This is a genomic window from Maribellus comscasis, from assembly GCF_009762775.1.
Classification (GTDB): Bacteria; Bacteroidota; Bacteroidia; order Bacteroidales; family Prolixibacteraceae; genus Draconibacterium; species Draconibacterium comscasis.
In genome coordinates this window covers 1,703,021-1,719,194 of record NZ_CP046401.1, presented here as the reverse complement: position 1 = coordinate 1,719,194, position 16,174 = coordinate 1,703,021, and the positions used below count along the sequence as shown (strand labels likewise).

The 16,174-nt window shown below is 37.4% G+C and carries 17 protein-coding genes; 7 read left to right on the top strand and 10 right to left on the bottom strand.

Annotated features, from left to right (window positions below):
• Positions 1–109: 109 nt before the first annotated feature.
• A complete protein-coding gene (locus GM418_RS07200; protein ID WP_158864596.1) occupies positions 110–700 on the bottom strand; it encodes an RNA polymerase sigma factor in 591 nt (196 codons plus the stop codon).
• Between the two features lie 173 nt (positions 701–873).
• On the opposite strand from GM418_RS07200, the gene GM418_RS07195 reads away from it, so the two are divergent.
• Together GM418_RS07195 and GM418_RS07190 are read left to right on the top strand one after the other, a co-directional pair.
• Positions 874–2,223: a Gfo/Idh/MocA family protein gene (locus GM418_RS07195; protein WP_217447727.1), complete on the top strand. Its 1,350-nt coding sequence runs from the start codon at positions 874–876 to the stop codon at positions 2,221–2,223.
• A 27-nt stretch (positions 2,224–2,250) separates the two neighbouring features.
• Complete coding sequence (locus GM418_RS07190; protein WP_158864594.1) at positions 2,251–2,949, top strand: 3-keto-disaccharide hydrolase; 699 nt, start codon at positions 2,251–2,253, stop codon at positions 2,947–2,949.
• A 6-nt stretch (positions 2,950–2,955) separates the two neighbouring features.
• On the opposite strand, the gene GM418_RS07185 is transcribed toward GM418_RS07190, so the two are convergent.
• From GM418_RS07185 to GM418_RS07175, 3 genes are read right to left on the bottom strand one after another with little or no spacing between them, the layout of a single operon-like run.
• The gene (locus GM418_RS07185; RefSeq protein WP_158864592.1) at positions 2,956–3,834 is read right to left on the bottom strand and encodes a cation diffusion facilitator family transporter; all 879 of its coding nucleotides are present in this window, start codon (positions 3,832–3,834) and stop codon (positions 2,956–2,958) included.
• Positions 3,835–3,865: 31 nt separating this feature from the next.
• A complete protein-coding gene (locus GM418_RS07180) occupies positions 3,866–4,582 on the bottom strand; it encodes a LytR/AlgR family response regulator transcription factor (protein WP_158864590.1) in 717 nt (238 codons plus the stop codon).
• A gap of 3 nt (positions 4,583–4,585) precedes the next feature.
• Complete coding sequence (locus tag GM418_RS07175) at positions 4,586–5,671, bottom strand: sensor histidine kinase (protein WP_158864588.1); 1,086 nt, start codon at positions 5,669–5,671, stop codon at positions 4,586–4,588.
• A gap of 223 nt (positions 5,672–5,894) precedes the next feature.
• On the opposite strand from GM418_RS07175, the gene GM418_RS07170 reads away from it, so the two are divergent.
• Both GM418_RS07170 and GM418_RS07165 read left to right on the top strand, forming a co-directional pair.
• Positions 5,895–6,269 carry a MotA/TolQ/ExbB proton channel family protein gene (locus GM418_RS07170; RefSeq protein WP_158864586.1) on the top strand — a complete coding sequence of 125 codons (375 nt, stop codon included), beginning with the start codon at positions 5,895–5,897 and terminating at the stop codon, positions 6,267–6,269.
• Positions 6,270–6,305: 36 nt separating this feature from the next.
• Positions 6,306–7,481, top strand: a complete 1,176-nt coding sequence (locus GM418_RS07165; RefSeq protein ID WP_158864584.1) for a carcinine hydrolase/isopenicillin-N N-acyltransferase family protein — start codon at positions 6,306–6,308, stop codon at positions 7,479–7,481.
• A gap of 55 nt (positions 7,482–7,536) precedes the next feature.
• Here GM418_RS07165 and GM418_RS07160 read toward each other — a convergent pair whose 3' ends face one another.
• The 4 genes from GM418_RS07160 to GM418_RS07145 are packed head-to-tail and all read right to left on the bottom strand — an operon-like array spanning position 7,537 to position 10,531.
• Positions 7,537–8,223 carry a lipid-A-disaccharide synthase N-terminal domain-containing protein gene (locus GM418_RS07160; protein ID WP_158864582.1) on the bottom strand — a complete coding sequence of 229 codons (687 nt, stop codon included), beginning with the start codon at positions 8,221–8,223 and terminating at the stop codon, positions 7,537–7,539.
• 58 nt (positions 8,224–8,281) lie between these two features.
• Positions 8,282–9,022 carry a ribonuclease III gene (rnc, locus tag GM418_RS07155; RefSeq protein WP_158864580.1) on the bottom strand — a complete coding sequence of 247 codons (741 nt, stop codon included), beginning with the start codon at positions 9,020–9,022 and terminating at the stop codon, positions 8,282–8,284.
• Between the two features lie 6 nt (positions 9,023–9,028).
• On the bottom strand, positions 9,029–10,273 hold the full coding sequence (gene fabF / locus GM418_RS07150) for a beta-ketoacyl-ACP synthase II (protein ID WP_158864578.1): 1,245 nt from the start codon (positions 10,271–10,273) through the stop codon (positions 9,029–9,031).
• 21 nt (positions 10,274–10,294) lie between these two features.
• The gene (locus GM418_RS07145; RefSeq protein ID WP_158864576.1) at positions 10,295–10,531 is read right to left on the bottom strand and encodes an acyl carrier protein; all 237 of its coding nucleotides are present in this window, start codon (positions 10,529–10,531) and stop codon (positions 10,295–10,297) included.
• Between the two features lie 184 nt (positions 10,532–10,715).
• Between GM418_RS07145 and purN the strand changes: the two genes are divergently transcribed.
• The 3 genes from purN to rprY all read left to right on the top strand — a co-directional run bounded on the left by purN (position 10,716) and on the right by rprY (position 13,656).
• Positions 10,716–11,297, top strand: coding sequence for a phosphoribosylglycinamide formyltransferase (gene purN, locus GM418_RS07140; RefSeq protein ID WP_158864574.1), 582 nt, complete (start codon positions 10,716–10,718; stop codon positions 11,295–11,297).
• 101 nt (positions 11,298–11,398) lie between these two features.
• Entirely contained in the window at positions 11,399–12,964 is a 1,566-nt protein-coding gene (locus GM418_RS07135; protein WP_158864572.1) for a sensor histidine kinase, read from the top strand.
• Between the two features lie 2 nt (positions 12,965–12,966).
• Positions 12,967–13,656, top strand: a complete 690-nt coding sequence (gene rprY, locus GM418_RS07130; RefSeq protein ID WP_158864570.1) for a response regulator transcription factor RprY — start codon at positions 12,967–12,969, stop codon at positions 13,654–13,656.
• A gap of 89 nt (positions 13,657–13,745) precedes the next feature.
• Here rprY and lepA read toward each other — a convergent pair whose 3' ends face one another.
• A complete protein-coding gene (gene lepA, locus GM418_RS07125; protein WP_158864568.1) occupies positions 13,746–15,533 on the bottom strand; it encodes a translation elongation factor 4 in 1,788 nt (595 codons plus the stop codon).
• An 84-nt stretch (positions 15,534–15,617) separates the two neighbouring features.
• Entirely contained in the window at positions 15,618–16,130 is a 513-nt protein-coding gene (locus tag GM418_RS07120) for a putative molybdenum carrier protein (protein ID WP_158864566.1), read from the bottom strand.
• Between the last annotated feature and the right edge of the window lie 44 nt (positions 16,131–16,174).

The window sequence follows — 16,174 nt, the reverse complement described above, 5'->3', positions numbered from 1 at the left end:
ACTTTTGGTAGTAGATTATTTGTTCTGTTAATACGAATGAAAGTCTGGATTTACTCACCGGAGGTTAATAAATAATTACCATTCTTTGGGAATGACGCGGGGGAGAAATTTATCCGCAAAACAGATAAAAGAAAAGCAGGGCCACAAAAGACTCACTTTTAAAGTGTTTTTTTAAAAACACGAGCGCCCTGTACAAATGGTTTTCAACCGTGCGTTTTGAGAGGTTTAATGTTTGTGCTATTTCGTCGTTGGTTAATCCTTCAAGCTTGCTTAGTTGAAAAATTTTTTGCTGCTGTTCGGGTAACTGTGCAACCAGTTTGTGGAGATTCTGTTTCATTTCCTCAAAGATTACTGAATGCCACGTATTATTTTCTTTGCTTTCATAATTTAGTCTGGCGTAATCTTCAAAAGCGTGTTCGATGTTTTTTCGCCGTATAAAGTCGTAGATGGTATTTACGGCGATTTTAAAAATAAAAGATTTCAGGTTTTGTGTTGAGTCGAGCGCTGTTCGGTGCTCCCAAACTTTTAAAAATACATTTTGAACCAGTTCTTCAGCGTCAGCGTTATTTTTTAAATAGGTAAACGAGAAATTATATATTCCTGGAGCATATTTTTCAAAGAGTTTCCGAAAAGCATCTTTTTCACCGCTTTTAATCCTTTTACACAGATCCTTGTCGTTTATATTATTTAGCTGGTTCAATACGGAATTGAATTAGAGTCCGACAAATGTAAATCAATTTTAATGGATTTTCAAAGTGCCGGGGTATGCTGTTGGGCTGCGATTAGTAAATTATTAGAAACAGTTTTGAAATTATTCAATAAAATATGGTAATTTAAATTTTTTATTTTTAACGCATATAAACCATTTGCAATATGGATTCAAAAGAGTTAAACCGCAGAAATTTTATTACAAAAACAACATTAGGAACGATTGGGGCAGCAGGAATTCTGGCTGCGTGTTCCACTTCTGAAAAATCAAAAAAAGACGAAATAGAGTTGCCGGAGTTACTTGAACAGGCACCTGACGGAGCGGTTTTAAAAGCCGGCTTAATCGGTTGCGGAGGCCGGGGGACAGGTGCAGCCATTAATTTTTTGGATGCCGGTCCAAATTTGCAAATAACGGCTTTGGGAGATGTTTTTCAGGATAAAATTGACAATTGCCGAGAAACATTAAAAACAGAAAAAGGGGTTGAAATTGCCGATGAAAACTGTTTTATCGGTTTTGATAGTTACCAAAAAGTTATTGATTCGGGTGTTGATATCGTTTTACTTTGTACACCTCCGCATTTTCGCCCGGTACATGTTGAGGCAGCAGTCAATGCCAGAAAACATATTTTTATGGAAAAGCCGATTGCAGTTGATCCGGTTGGAGCCCGTTCGGTTCTGGCATCTGCAAAAAAGGCAGAAGCAATTGGCTTAAGTATCATCAGCGGAACAATCCGGCGCGTACAAAAAGATTATATGGAAACGCACCGACGTGTTGCCAACGGAGAGATAGGAGAGATTGTCGGGGCAAACATACTTCGTAACGGTGGTGCACTTTGGTATCGTAACCGCCAGCCCGACTGGAGCGAAATGGAGTATATGCTGCGTAACTGGGTGAATTTTTGCTGGTTGTCGGGCGATCATATTACCGAGCAATTTATTCATGAAATAGATGTGATGAACTGGCATTTGGATAAAATACCGGTAAAAGCAATTGGCTGGGGAGGAAGACAACGAAGGGTAACCGGAGACCAGTACGATTTTTTTAGCGTTGAGTATGTTTATGATAACGGGATGAGGGCGCATTGTGCCGCCCGTCAGATAAATGGATGTACGAATCGTAAAGTTCAGCAAATAAATGGTACAAAAGGATATGCCGATGCAGCGGGTACTTTGTACGATTGGGAAGGAAATGAAATCTGGAAATATCCTCACCCCGAAGACGGAGATACAGAATCGCCGTGGAAAGTAACCAATCCTTATGTACAGGAGCACATCAACCTGGTAACGGCTATCCGCACGGGAGAACCTGTAAGTGATGCCGAAGCTCAGGTCAATTCAACACTGATTACCATTATGGGGAGAATCTCGGCGTATACAGGGAAAGATGTTAGCTGGGAGGAAATTATGAATTCCGATTTATATCTTGGTCCGAAAACCTATACATTTGGCCCGGTTCCGGGAGTTGAAGAAAAAATTCCGGTGGTTGGCGTAGACAATAAACCTGCTAATGGATAAAAAGAAACCTGTCCAAAATTTATTAAAATGAAAGAGATAGTTGTTTTTATCTTTTGCCTCTTGTTGGCAGGAAACGGGTTTGCTCAGACTCCTCTTTTTCAATTTGGCAATGAAGTGACATTGGAGGATGTTCAGATTGATAAAAAAACAAAGGGAGAGACTTTGAAATGGTTTCAGGTAAATACCGAAAACAATACATGGAAAGTAAAAAGAGACGAGCTGATTTGTACAGGACACCCCATTGGCGTTATCCGCAGTGAAAAAAAGTACACGAATTTTATCATGCATATTGAATGGAAACACATGGAGGCCGGTGGGAATTCAGGAACCTTTGTATGGAGCGATGCGGTGCCCGGAGATAATCGTTTACCAAACGGTGTTGAAGTACAAATGCTGGAACTCGACTGGGTTAATCTCAACACAAGAAACGGAGAAAAACCGCCGGTTGCATATGTCCACGGAGAGTTGTTTGGCGTAGGAGGTGTGGAAGTGGTTCCCGACAATCCAAGGGGGAAACGGAGTAAATCGGTTGAAAACCGTTGCAAGGGGAAAGGAGAGTGGAATACTTATGATGTGGTTTGCGTGGATGGAACGATAAAACTTTCGGTAAATGGGAAGTTTGTCAACGGAATAAGTCAATCGTCTAAAAGAAATGGTTTTATCTGTCTGGAATCGGAGGGAGCTGAAATCCACTTCAGAAATTTAAAAATTATAGAATTACCATAGTTTTTTCTATATATTCGGATTTTCCCACGTGATAGGTTCCGGGTGGATGGTTGACATGTATCCAAATTTGTTTTTTAACGCGACTTCAATTTTAGTGCAAATGTCATGTGCTTCATTTAGAGGCATTTCCGGAGGGAGTTTTATATGACAGCTTAATTCGGTGTGGTTCCCGTAATTGTGTAAATGTATGTGGTGAAGATGTATGGGTTGCCTGCACGCGTTCTGGGCAATTTCCCGAATCGCGATTAAATGCTCATCCGAAGGACTTTCGCCCAGCAAAGATTTGATATCTTTTGATAGAATTTCATAGCTTGCCCAGCCTATCATTAAGGCTACAATAAAACTCAAAACCGCATCGGTCCACCAGAAATAGTTCCCAACGGCAATACCAATTAAAATGACTACCGACGAAAGTGCGTCCGTCCGATGATGCCAGCCATCGGCTTTAAGAATTGAAGAACCGGTTTTTTTTGCTCCCCGGAAAGCATATTGCGACATCCCTTCTTTTACAATTATCGAAATTATTGTTGCAATCCACGCAATGGGTCCAAATGTTGTTTTTTCTTTTGTGCCAAATTTTTCAATAGCGCCAACAGCAAAATCAAAAGCTACAATAGCAAGTAAAACACCAATAATTATTGCTGCAATGTGTTCAGCCCTTCCATGCCCAAAAGGATGATCATCATCCGCAGGCTTCCTTGAAATTTTTCCTCCGATTAATACAATAACCGATGAAACGGAATCAGACAAAGTATGCCAGGCATCGGCAATTAACGCCAGCGATCCGGTTGCCAGGCCTGCCCAATATTTTAGCCCAAAAAGAAAAATATTTCCGAAAATGGAAAGCCATCCTTCGCGGCGAATATATTTATCTTTTAGTTCCATAATCTGCAAAACTGCAAATTTAACAAAACTATTAGTTATTGTTATCAAGTAGTCTGGAAAGTACAGGCCTGTAACTTCTTCCTACCGGTAACTTTTTTTTGGCGATTTCGACAAAACCAGACCCAAGCGATTCTATCTTCTGAATGGATACAATATAACTTCTGTGGATTTGGATAAACTGACTCTCAGGTAGTGTTTCAGCCATAAAACTGATTCTTTCCTTTGTTACAATTTTATTGTTGATGGTATATGCAATCACATAGTCGCCCAGGCTTTCAAAGTATAAAATGTCACATAAATCAACTTTGTAATGTTTTTTATCCGCTTTCAGAAAAATAAAATTACGATTGTCGTTTAAGTTTTCTTTTATTTCTGAATTTTTTCCGTTTTGCAGAGATTCGAGTTCAAGAAAATTGTTAATGGCTTTTGCAAATCTTTCAAAAGAGATGGGTTTTAGCAGATAGTCTATTACATTTAATTCAAATGCTTCGATTGCATAATCGCGGTAAGCTGTTGTAAAAATTACTTTTGGAGGATGAGCCAGTGACCGAACAAAGTCGACTCCGGTGATTTGCGGCATTTGAATATCACAGAACAGCAAATCAATTTTTTCTTTTGAAAGGACAGACATCGCCTCCAGTGCGTTATTACATTCTGCAACAACAGCAAAATCAGTAAAAGCCGAAAGGTGGTTTTTAATAACCCTGATTGCAATGGGTTCGTCGTCAATAATCAGGCAATTATACATGAGTTAAACCTCCAGTTCCAAAGTTAAATTTACAGAAAATGTTTCTGCCTGCTCGTCAATACTAAGAATATATTTTTCAGGATAGAGTAAATCAAGCCGTTTCTTGACATTTACAAGGCCAATTCCTTTTTTATAGTTAGTCTCCTTTTTAATTAAATGATTTTTTGAATTTTTAATATTGAAAATCAGATTCTTACTGACAATATTAATCTCGATTTTTACAAAAGCAACGCCGGGAAAATTACTTACGCCGTGTTTAAATGCATTTTCAACAAAAGGGAGCAGAATAAGCGGTGCAATTTTCAGAGAATTACTTTTTTGTGGGAATTCAGTTTTTAACTCCAGTTTTTTCGAATACCGGATTTTTTCTATTTCTATATAGTTCTTTAAGTTATTTAATTCTTCTGAAAGAGGTACTTTTTTGTCGTCGCACCGGTACAGGATATAATCCAGAATTTCTGAAAGTTGCAAAACAAGTTTTGGTGCGTCGTCCGATTTTTCCAAAGTAAGGCCGTACAAATTATTCAAAGTATTAAATAAAAAATGAGGATGAACCTGTGCTTTTAATAATTTCAGTTCTGCCTCCTTCAGTTTTAGTTCACTTGTCAGAATATTTTTTTCTATTTCATTCTTTTCAATTTGCATATAAAATGCCCTTTTGACTTGTTTTATTGAAATAGCAAGAAAAACAATAAAGTTCAATGAAATTACCTGTAATTCGGGATGTAAAACAGCTGGATCCAGCGAGGCATCTCTTTCTAAAATAAAAATTAAGGTAAACATTACTATCAAAAATGACAGCCATATAGAGGTTAAAACAGTATAAAAGCTGAAAAGGAAGAATCTTCCATATCGTTTTTGTTCCAGGAATTTAGGAATCAGGATATAATTAAAAAAGTAAGCTTCAAAAAATGCAACAGGTAACAATCCAACAGAAAGAATATAAGAAACGGCCCTGATTTCGCTGTTGTTGTTAAACGTTATGAAGTAAAAAGAGCCTACAAATACCCAAAAAATTACATGAAGTGCAATTCTTGTTATTATTGATTTATGGAAAATATTTTTTATTTGATGAAAATGAAATTTCATTTTGTTGTTACATAAAAGAATGAAAGTAGAAATGATTTTTGAAATTTTGAAATTTTGTCGGTGGATTACATTGGTTTTATGCTGAACAACAAAATAGATAAATGTTTGGTAGATTTAAGGTGGAATTGTATTTCGCTTATCGTTTTTTGCAGTTGAACGATTAAAGTGGGCCAAACGAAAAACAGGATGTAATTTTCAGGTATAATTTTTAAAACTGAAAAAAATGAATTTGTCAGAAATGTTTCGCAACGGAGGGCCATTTATGAATTTTATTTCATTCGTGGCATTAATTGCAGTTGGAGTAACTGTATGGAAAATTGTTCAGATGGCAACAAAAAAGGAATATAATTTTAAGTTGCTCGATGTTGTTTTAATGGCAGGTGCATTGGCAGCTGCTTCAGGGATCTTATCGCAAATTGTTGGAATTGTTGAAGCATTGAAAGCCATTCGTGAAGCTGCTGATATTTCCCCTCAAATTGTCATGGAAGGCGCAATGGTGAGTTTTTATGCGCCTATCTGGGGTTTTTTCGTGTTGATATTATCTCTGATCTTTTACGTTATCCTAAAAGAAATTATCAAAGCAAAACAACAGGTTTAAGCGTAGTTGTTTTTATTTAATTTAAAACTGAGCGTTATGAGAAAGACACTAATTCTTTTTTGTATCATTCTTTTATCCGGATTTTTACACATTTCTTTTGGATGTACAATCTTTACGGCTTCTTCAAACAGTACTGTGCTGGCCGGGAACAACGAAGATATGTGTACAACAAATACAGTCATTCATATTATTCCGCCTTCGGACACAAAATTTGGCAGAATTTTTTGGGGATTTAAAGGTGATGGAAATTATCAGGGAGGAATGAATGAACACGGTTTGTTTTTTGACGGAGCCAGCACGCCAGCAGTTGAAATGAGTGGGTGGAATTTGCCTGAGTATCAGGGACGGTATATTTTCGAAACTGTTCTGGAAAAGTGTAAAACCGTGGAGGAAGCCATTGAGTTTGTTCAAAAGTATTCGCAACCGTATTTAAAATTTAGTCACATCCTGGTTGCTGATGCAAAAGGCGGCGCTGTTGTTTTTGAGTGGGGAAACAATAGAATGAATTATATTCGAAAAGGTGACGATAATTTTTTGATAGCAACAAACTTTAATCTTACAGAAACATTTCATCCGGAAAAAGAGTGTAACAGATACGCAACAGCAAAAAAAATGCTCTCTGAAAATGAGCCTTCTGTTTCGTTATTCGAGGAAATATTATCCTTGACTCATGCTGAAGGGAAATTTCCTACCGTTTATTCCAATCTCTGTGATTTAAAAAAACGAAAAATGTACTTGTATAATTTTCACAATTTCAGTTTTCGGAAAGCGTTCGACCTTCAAAACGAATTTGAAAAAGGAGAAAAAAAATATCTTGTTCGTTCTTTTTTCCCGCAAACCAATGCAGAACTTATTTTTCGGTATATGAGTGATTGTGTTGATAATTTTGAGGATTTGCCCTCTCATTCAATCACATTTAAAGTAAATGCCAAAAAGCCATTTGAAAACAGTAAATTATACCTGCAAGGTAATGCCCGGGAACTAGGCGATTGGGATGAACCAGGAGTTGAGATGGAAAAACAAACGGGGAGTGTTTTTCAGAAAACGATTTCTTTAAAAGAGGGTAAGTTGTTTGCTTATACGTTTGCAACAGAGAAGGGAGAGTGCGTTCTGCTTGGGCTTAATAATCAGAAGATTGGAGAAGAAGTAATGGAAGTAAAATCGGACACAACAATTGTTGTCGATGTATTGGATTGGAAGAGGATTAAATAAACAGGATAAAAATATTTTTAAAGGTCAGTTTGGAAACGCCGGATTGGCCTTTATTTTATTTTATTTTATCGGACACCCTGGTAATAAATTTATTTAAAAACGGAATTTTGTTTAGTTTGGAAAACAGGCTTCCCTTTCCAAAATGTAACAGAATATTTCTGAAATAAATAAAAAGCCCCAGGCTATGAGCAGCAAAAAGTACCGGATCCAAACGATAAACTGCGTACGTAAAAATCATTAATGAACCGGTGGTACTGATAAGCCAAAAACCAAGCGGCAGCAAAGACTCCTTTTCTTTTTCTGAATATATCCACTGGTAGAAAAAGCGTGATATAAAAATAAGTTGAGCCGTAGTACCCCAAATCATCCAGAATACCGAAACATTTTCATTTTTAAAAATGGCATTAAAATTACCTGAAAAAATCAACCACGCCAGATAAATCAGAGGTATTACCACCGCAAGTATCCTTGAAAATAACGGCATTCGCTTCCAGGCTTTTTTTAACTGGAGATTGCGTATGTAAATGGAATAAACCAGAAATTGGCCGATTACAATTGCAAAATCATTTCGCAGTATTCCATACGTGAGCATCAGGATGGAACCAACCAGACTGATTTGCCAGTATACAACCGGAGAATATACTTCGCCTTCCTGTTCCGATTTAAACCATTGGGCAATGGTTCTTACAAAAAACAGAATTTGAGCTAAAAAACCCAGTGAATAAATCAAATACTCGTTCATTGTCGGTTTTAAAAACGGGGCAAATATAACAATCGAAATCGGTTTGTTTTAGCAGTAACTACTGAAAATGTAAATAATCCAGCTTTTCCAGCGTTTGGCGGGCAGCATTTTGTTGCGCTTCCTTTTTGGATGTACCTTCTCCTTTTCCTATCTCAACATTTTCTACCTCAACAGTGGCAATAAAACGGGGTTGTTTGTTGCGTTCACTTGTTTCTTCGGTTGTTTGAAATACAACTTCTTTTTTATTTTTCTGACTCCACTCTATTAACTGGCTTTTAAAGTTGGTGTCTTTTTGTTCAATCTCGTTCAGATTAACAAATTGTGAAAGGATTTTTTTTGTTACGAAATATTTCGCTGTTTGGTAATCCTTGTCAAGATAAATGGCTCCAATTAAAGCTTCCAGAGCATCACCGTAAATATGGCTGCTGTCGATATTTTTAGTGGTATTTGAATCGATAAACACGTTAAGCCCCATGTCGTAGGTCAGCTTGGTTAAAAAGGTACGGTTTACCAGCTTTGATCGGGTTTTGGTAAGAAATCCTTCATCTTCCTGCGGAAATCTGTTATACAAAAAGTCGGCAATGATGGCTCCCAAAATAGCGTCTCCCAAATACTCCAGCCTTTCGTTATTCACATAGTTGCCTTGCGAATCGATGGTAGAAGCTGATTTATGAATAAATGCAAGGTCGTATAATTTTAAATTTCCGGGATAGAAACCAAGTATCTCCTTTAGAAACAAGTAAAACTCTTTCCGAGAGGACGAAAAGAGTTTTACCCGTTGTACTATTTTTCTAACCACAGTTTTCTATAGTTTTTTGAAAACTAAAGTTGCATTGTGTCCGCCAAAACCAAATGTGTTGCTGATTGCAACATTTATTTCACGCTTTTTGGCAACATTGAATGTGAAATCCAAATTGCTGTCAATTTCAGGATCGTCGGTGAAATGGTTTATTGTTGGTGGAATCAAACTGTTGTTAATGGCCAAAATACTTGCCAGGCCTTCAACTGCACCTGCTGCACCCAGTAAATGCCCGGTCATTGATTTTGTTGAACTGATTGCTAATTTATAAGCATGTTCGCCAAATGTTTTGATAATAGCCTTTGGTTCAGCAATATCTCCAAGCGGAGTAGAAGTACCGTGTACATTGATGTAATCGACGTCATTCACCGTAATTCCAGCATCTTCCAAAGCCCATTTCATAACCAGGTTTGCACCTTTTCCTTCCGGGTCCGGAGCAGTCATATGAAATGCGTCAGCAGACATTCCTCCGCCACCCATTTCAGCATAAATTTTAGCTCCCCGTTTTACCGCGCTTTCATAATCTTCAAAAATGAAAGCTGCAGAACCTTCACCCATAACAAATCCATCACGATCCTTATCAAAAGGCCTTGATGCTGTTTTCGGGTCATCGTTACGGGTTGAGATGGCTCTCATAGAATTAAAGCCGGCGATTCCTGCTTCGTTTACACCGGCTTCCGAACCACCTGTAATCATAATATCTGCTTTCCCCAGACGAATCATGTTAAATGCTTCAATCATAGCATGGGAAGCAGACGCGCAGGCAGTAACTGTGGTAAAATTAGGTCCTCTAAAACCGTATTTTATCGATAATAGTCCACCGGCTATATTCGCAATCATTTTGGGAATAAAGAATGGAGAGAACCGGGGGTTTTCATCTTTATAGTTTCTGGCTTCTTCAAAAAAAGTTTGAAGTCCGCCTATTCCCGCTCCCCAGATAACACCAGCTCTGTCATGGTCAATCTCTTCAAGGTTTAACCCTGAGTCTTTAACAGCCAGGTCGGTACTCGCAAATGCATATTGTGTGTACAAATCGTATTTGCGACTATCCTTTCTTGCCATCCCGTAAAGTTCAGGATCAAAGTTTTTTACCTCGCAGGCAAATTGGGTTTTGTGCTTCGCTGCATCAAATTTTTCAATAGGTGCAGCACCGCTAACCCCGTTTTTCAGATTTTCCCAGTATTCATCAACGGTGTTTCCCAAAGGATTAACAGTTCCTAAACCGGTTATTACTACCCGCCTTAATTCCATAAATAATTTTTCTGAATATAATTACTTTGTAGCTTCTTCGATATGTGCAATAGCCTCACCTACCGTTGAAATTTTTTCAGCTTGATCGTCTGGAATAGCGAGGTCAAATTCTTTTTCGAATTCCATAATCAGCTCAACAGTGTCAAGTGAGTCGGCACCTAAATCATTTGTAAAGGAAGCTTCAGGAGTAACTTCACTTTCATCAACGCCTAATTTATCAACGATAATAGCTTTTACTTTTGCTGCAACGTCAGACATAATTGTAATTTTTGATTAATACTAATTTTGTTTTTAAATAATTCCGTGCAAAGTAATAAATTTACGTTTTATATTTCAAAGAAAAAATTTAAAAAAAGATATAAACAGGGGGGTAGAATTCATTTGTAAGCTTCTTGATTTGAACAAATTAGTCAAATGTTCTATCTGTAAAAAACAATATGAAATGAATGTTAAGAAAATAGCTTTATTTGCTTCTGGGTCAGGAACTAATGTACAAAATGTTATAGAGTATTTCGCTGATAATGAAATTGTTGATGTTGATTCTGTTTGGTGTAATAATCCTAAGGCTTATGTTCTGGAAAGAGCAGAGAAATTTAGCATTGATACATTTATATTTGACAGAGAGACGTTTTATAAAAGTCAGGAAATGCTGAATATATTAAAAAAACGTAAGGTTGATTTAGTAGTTTTGGCCGGTTTTCTGTGGTTAATCCCCGATAATTTGATTCAAAATTTTCCGATAATAAATATTCATCCGGCATTATTGCCCAAATACGGGGGGAAAGGAATGTACGGGATGAATGTTCATAAGGCCGTTGTGGAGAATAGAGATTTGGAATCGGGAATTTCTGTTCATTATGTAAATGAGAAGTATGATGACGGGAAATTAATTTTCCAGGCAAAATGTAAAATTGAGCCTTCTGATACGCCGGAGATTGTTGCAAAAAAAGTACACGAACTGGAATATAAACATTTTCCGGAGGTTATTGAATCTGTTTTGTCGGGAAGCACGGAAAAGGAATAAAAGCCAGATGCACAGGTTAATAAACTTTACATTTGATTTTCTGGTGTTAAATAATGTTAAGTAGGTTACAGCAAGCATTTCATTAAAATTATATTTGCGGCATGAGCAGAAAAATGTTGATTACATTAATATTTTTGATGGCTGTTGTGCTTTCGGGTTTGATATTTGTTCAAACGCATTTGATAAAACGCGCTGCCGATATTCGGGAAGAGCAGTTTAACCGTTTGGTGGCAAATGTTTTGATGAGGGTGGCCGCGCATTTGGAAACATATGAAAAGCGTGAAGCACAGTATTATGCAGATATCGGTCAGTTCCCAGGTTCAAATCTGCCCAAAGAAGATTTTATTCCTTTTCCCAGAAATAACTCAGGGAATGGTGCATTCGAATTTAAACTAAATGTAACGGAAAACAGTGTTTCCGGCTACTACAGAGAGCAGGTGCAGATAAATACAGTAGATTCGACCATTGGCGTAGATTCTACAGGCGAGGGTGGTACGCTGAGAAAAACTCTGCCTGATATTAACCGGATGATAGCCAATCAGAGACAGAGGTTGGAGCGGTGGTTATTTGATAATAGCATAGACAAGTATGAAATTTACCTTGAAGACCGGCCGATTGAAGAAAGAATAGATACTGTGTTTTTAGCTCAGGTTTTGGCAAGTGAGGTAAGGGCAGCTGGTATTGATTTGGATTATGAATATGCGGTAAAGAATTCCAATCTCGGACAGGATAAAATAATGATTGGAGATGAAAATTTTAATAAAAATGCAAAGAAAGGCGAGTTTTCACAGCCACTTTTTCAAATGGATAGAAATGGAGCCAAACCGAACTATCTTCATATCTATTTTCCAAAACGTTCGGGATATCTGTTGCGTGAAACCGGTCTGACCATTATTCCTACCCTGATTTTAACCGCGTTGCTGATAGGAATTTTTGCCTATACATTAACAGTAATTTTCCGACAGAAAAAATTATCGATGATAAAAAACGACTTCATCAACAATATGACGCATGAATTGAAAACACCGATTTCAACCATTTCGCTTGCAAGTCAGATGCTTCAGGATGGAAGTGTGGCAAATACACCCAGAACGATTGAGCATGTTGCAAATGTTATAAGTACAGAAAGTAAACGTCTGGGGTTTCAGGTTGAGAAAGTGCTGCAAATGGCTGTTTTTAATGAAGGACGTTTAAAATTCAAGTTTAAAGAGTTCGATGTAAATAAAATGATTGAAACAGTTACCGGGAATTTTGAGCTCAGGGTAAAAAGTAAAAATGGAAATCTTATTACTGAAATCAACGCTGACGATCCAATGGTAAAAGGGGATGAGGTACACATTACCAACGTGGTATTTAACTTGCTTGATAATGCCATGAAATACAGTCAGGAGATACCGGAGATAAAAGTAACGACATATAATAAGAAAGAATTTGTTGTAATCTCGGTTGAAGATAAAGGAATTGGAATTTCAAAAGAGCACCATGCACAAATATTTGACCGTTTTTACCGCGTGCCTACCGGAAATATTCATAATGTAAAGGGATTCGGATTAGGATTAAGTTATGTGAAAAAGATAGTTGATTCGCACAATGGTACAATAAAAGTTGAGAGCGCTGTTAATAAAGGGACAAAATTTAGTATCTTATTCCCACAAATAAATAAATGACCATGGAACAAAAAACAAAATTATTACTTGCCGAAGACGATGAGAATTTAGGATTACTGTTAAAAGAATATTTAATCGCAAAAGGTTACGACGCTAATCTGTTTCCTGATGGAGAAGCTGCCTATAAAGGTTTTGTAAAAGAACATTATGATATTTGCGTTTTGGATATTATGATGCCCAAAAAAGATGGATTTACACTGGCAAAAGACATCCGTATTATTAATTCGGATATTCCGATTATTTTTCTGACTGCAAAAAATTTGAAAGAGGACGTGCTGGAAGGGTTCAAAATGGGGGCCGATGATTATATCACCAAACCTTTTAGTATGGAAGAACTGATTCTCAGAATTGAGGCAATTTTAAGAAGAACTTCGCAAGAGAGTCAGTCAAATGCTCAACAGATATTTACTTTGGGGAAATATACTTTTGATACCCGTAAACAAATTCTTTCTGATGGCGACGAGACAGTTAAACTGACCACAAAAGAATCGGATTTGCTAAAGCTTCTTTGTCAAAACGCCAACAAAGTGTTGGAACGGAATTATGCTTTAAAATCAATTTGGATTGACGATAATTATTTCAATGCCAGAAGTATGGATGTTTATATTACAAAGTTACGTAAACATCTGAAGGATGAACCTACAGTAGAAATTATAAATGTACACGGGAAAGGATATAAATTAATCGTTTGACAGATATTATCCCCGTGAATACGGGGATTTAAATCATACTAACTTTCCGGATCAACTGGAAGAAATTCTGGTTTTGATCAAAAAGAGTTCTAATCAAGTTTCAGAACCGCTAAAAAAGCTTTTTGAGGTACCTCTACATTCCCTACTTGTTTCATCCGTTTTTTACCTTTTTTCTGTTTTTCCAGTAATTTACGTTTTCTGGTAATGTCACCCCCGTAACATTTGGCTGTTACATCTTTACGAACAGCTTTTACGGTTTCGCGAGCGATGATTTTCGCTCCTATGGCAGCCTGGATAGCAATGTCGAATTGTTGTCTGGGAATGAGTTCTTTTAACTTTTCACACATCCGGCGGCCGAAGTTATAGGCGTTGTCGAAATGGATAAGCGTGGAAAGCGCATCAACCATTTCGCCATTTAGCAGAATGTCAAGCCGAACCAGTTTGGCGGGTTTAAAACCACTAATATGGTAATCAAAAGAAGCGTACCCTTTTGAAATGCTTTTCAGTTTATCATAAAAATCGAACACAATTTCGCCCAAAGGCAAATTAAAAACCAATTCTGCCCGCTCCGAAGTTAAGTAGTTCTGGCTAACCAAAGTTCCGCGTTTGTCGAGGCAAAGTGTCATAACCGGTCCGATAAATTCCGAAGCTGTAATAATGTTTGCGCGAATATATGGTTCTTCAATTTCCTGAATGATTGTTGAAGTTGGCATCCCGGAAGGATTGTAAACGGTTTGTGTTGAACCGTCGGTTAAATGAACAAGGTAGGAAACGTTGGGAACAGTTGTGATAACATTCATTTCGTATTCACGTTCCAATCGTTCCTGTATAATCTCCATGTGTAGTAAGCCAAGGAAACCACATCGAAAACCAAATCCGAGAGCGGCAGAAGATTCAGGTTCAAAAGTTAAGGAGGCATCGTTGAGTTGAAGTTTGTCCATTGCTGCTCTCAGATCCTCATAATCATCAGCATCAATGGGATATACACCCGCAAATACCATTGGTTTTACTTCCTCAAAACCTGATATGGCCTTTTGGCAAGGTTTTTCAACATGCGTTATGGTATCCCCAACTTTTACTTCCTTGGCTGTCTTTATCCCGGAAATAATGTACCCGACGTCTCCGGTGGATAAAACATTCTTGGGAACCAGTCCGAGTTTTAAAACGCCTATTTCATCTGCATCGTATTCTTTTCCTGTAGCTACAAATTTAACCAGATCTTTTTTCCGGATTTGTCCGTTGATAATCTTGAAATATGCAATAATCCCGCGAAATGAGTTAAAAACAGAATCAAAAATAAGGGCTTGCAGCGGTGCATTTGGATCTCCTTTGGGAGGCGGCACCTTTTCAACAATATTTGTTAAAATAGCTTCAACTCCTTCTCCTGTTTTTCCACTTGCGCGGATAATATCTTCGTGGTCGCAGCCAATCAAATCAATAATTTGGTCTTCTACAACTTCCGGCATTGCATTCGGAAGATCCATTTTATTGAGAATCGGAATAATCTCCAGATCATGTTCTATTGCCAGATACAGGTTTGAAATGGTCTGGGCCTGAATTCCCTGTGTAGCATCAATAATTAAAAGTGCCCCTTCACACGCTTTTATCGAACGTGAAACCTCGTAGGAAAAATCAACGTGTCCGGGAGTATCAATTAAATTGAGTTTATATTCCTTTCCTTCATGTACATAGTCCATTTGAATGGCATGACTTTTAATGGTAATGCCTCTTTCCTGTTCCAGTTCCATGCTGTCAAGTACCTGGTCGTGCATATCTCTTTCTCCAACTGTTTTGGTATTCTCCAGTAAACGGTCGGCCAGTGTACTTTTTCCGTGGTCGATATGAGCTATGATGCAAAAATTCCGAATGTTCTCCATTTATACTAAACTAAAATTTTAATTCAATTTAAAGCTTTCAAATTAAATTTTCGCAAAGATATTTATTTTTTGAATTCTTTATAATCAGATAGGATTTTGCTGTATTTTTTGAATTTTTTTGATTAAATCTGAAACAAGTTGAAACGAATACTGATAACCTTGTATCCACTCACTTTTCCGCGGACCTGGAATGTTCAAGGTTGAAACATTATTATTTTGAATAAACGTTATCATTTTGAGAAGGGAATCTTTTGAGTCCGGTTTTTCGGGAAAAAGAATCAAAACAGGTTTTTTCATTTGAGTGGCGATTTGTTGGGTGAGTAATGTCCCCCCTTTTAGGGCACTGTTTGTAATAATAAGAGTAGCATTTGAATCCCTTGCGTTTTTATAAGTTCTTGAACTGTAGTTGCTTTCTTCTGTTTCGTTTAGCTTGTATTTTATGTCAATTCTTCCGTCTTCTGCCATTCTGCCTTTTGGACACCAACCTCCATATGCAAAGTTGTTAATTAAACAGGCATCCAGTGCTCCCCGATCCACGCCGGTTTGTCCTCCGCTTATTGTCTTTTGGCACGCTATTTGTTGAATGTTTGTCAGCATGAAAACAATTAAACAGAAAATGTTCTTTACATTATTACACTACT

Excerpts from the sequence above, each read along its gene's own strand:
- GM418_RS07195 (WP_217447727.1), top strand. The coding sequence starts at position 874 with ATGGATTCAAAAGAGTTAAACCGCAGAAATTTTATTACAAAAACAACA.
- GM418_RS07190 (WP_158864594.1), top strand. The coding sequence starts at position 2,251 with ATGAAAGAGATAGTTGTTTTTATCTTTTGCCTCTTGTTGGCAGGAAAC.
- GM418_RS07185 (WP_158864592.1), bottom strand. The coding sequence starts at position 3,834 with ATGGAACTAAAAGATAAATATATTCGCCGCGAAGGATGGCTTTCCATT.
- GM418_RS07180 (WP_158864590.1), bottom strand. The coding sequence starts at position 4,582 with ATGTATAATTGCCTGATTATTGACGACGAACCCATTGCAATCAGGGTT.
- GM418_RS07175 (WP_158864588.1), bottom strand. The coding sequence starts at position 5,671 with ATGAAATTTCATTTTCATCAAATAAAAAATATTTTCCATAAATCAATA.
- GM418_RS07170 (WP_158864586.1), top strand. The coding sequence starts at position 5,895 with ATGAATTTGTCAGAAATGTTTCGCAACGGAGGGCCATTTATGAATTTT.
- GM418_RS07165 (WP_158864584.1), top strand. The coding sequence starts at position 6,306 with ATGAGAAAGACACTAATTCTTTTTTGTATCATTCTTTTATCCGGATTT.
- GM418_RS07160 (WP_158864582.1), bottom strand. The coding sequence starts at position 8,223 with ATGAACGAGTATTTGATTTATTCACTGGGTTTTTTAGCTCAAATTCTG.
- fabF (WP_158864578.1), bottom strand. The coding sequence starts at position 10,273 with ATGGAATTAAGGCGGGTAGTAATAACCGGTTTAGGAACTGTTAATCCT.
- GM418_RS07145 (WP_158864576.1), bottom strand. The coding sequence starts at position 10,531 with ATGTCTGACGTTGCAGCAAAAGTAAAAGCTATTATCGTTGATAAATTA.
- purN (WP_158864574.1), top strand. The coding sequence starts at position 10,716 with ATGAATGTTAAGAAAATAGCTTTATTTGCTTCTGGGTCAGGAACTAAT.
- GM418_RS07135 (WP_158864572.1), top strand. The coding sequence starts at position 11,399 with ATGAGCAGAAAAATGTTGATTACATTAATATTTTTGATGGCTGTTGTG.
- rprY (WP_158864570.1), top strand. The coding sequence starts at position 12,967 with ATGGAACAAAAAACAAAATTATTACTTGCCGAAGACGATGAGAATTTA.
- lepA (WP_158864568.1), bottom strand. The coding sequence starts at position 15,533 with ATGGAGAACATTCGGAATTTTTGCATCATAGCTCATATCGACCACGGA.
- GM418_RS07120 (WP_158864566.1), bottom strand. The coding sequence starts at position 16,130 with ATGCTGACAAACATTCAACAAATAGCGTGCCAAAAGACAATAAGCGGA.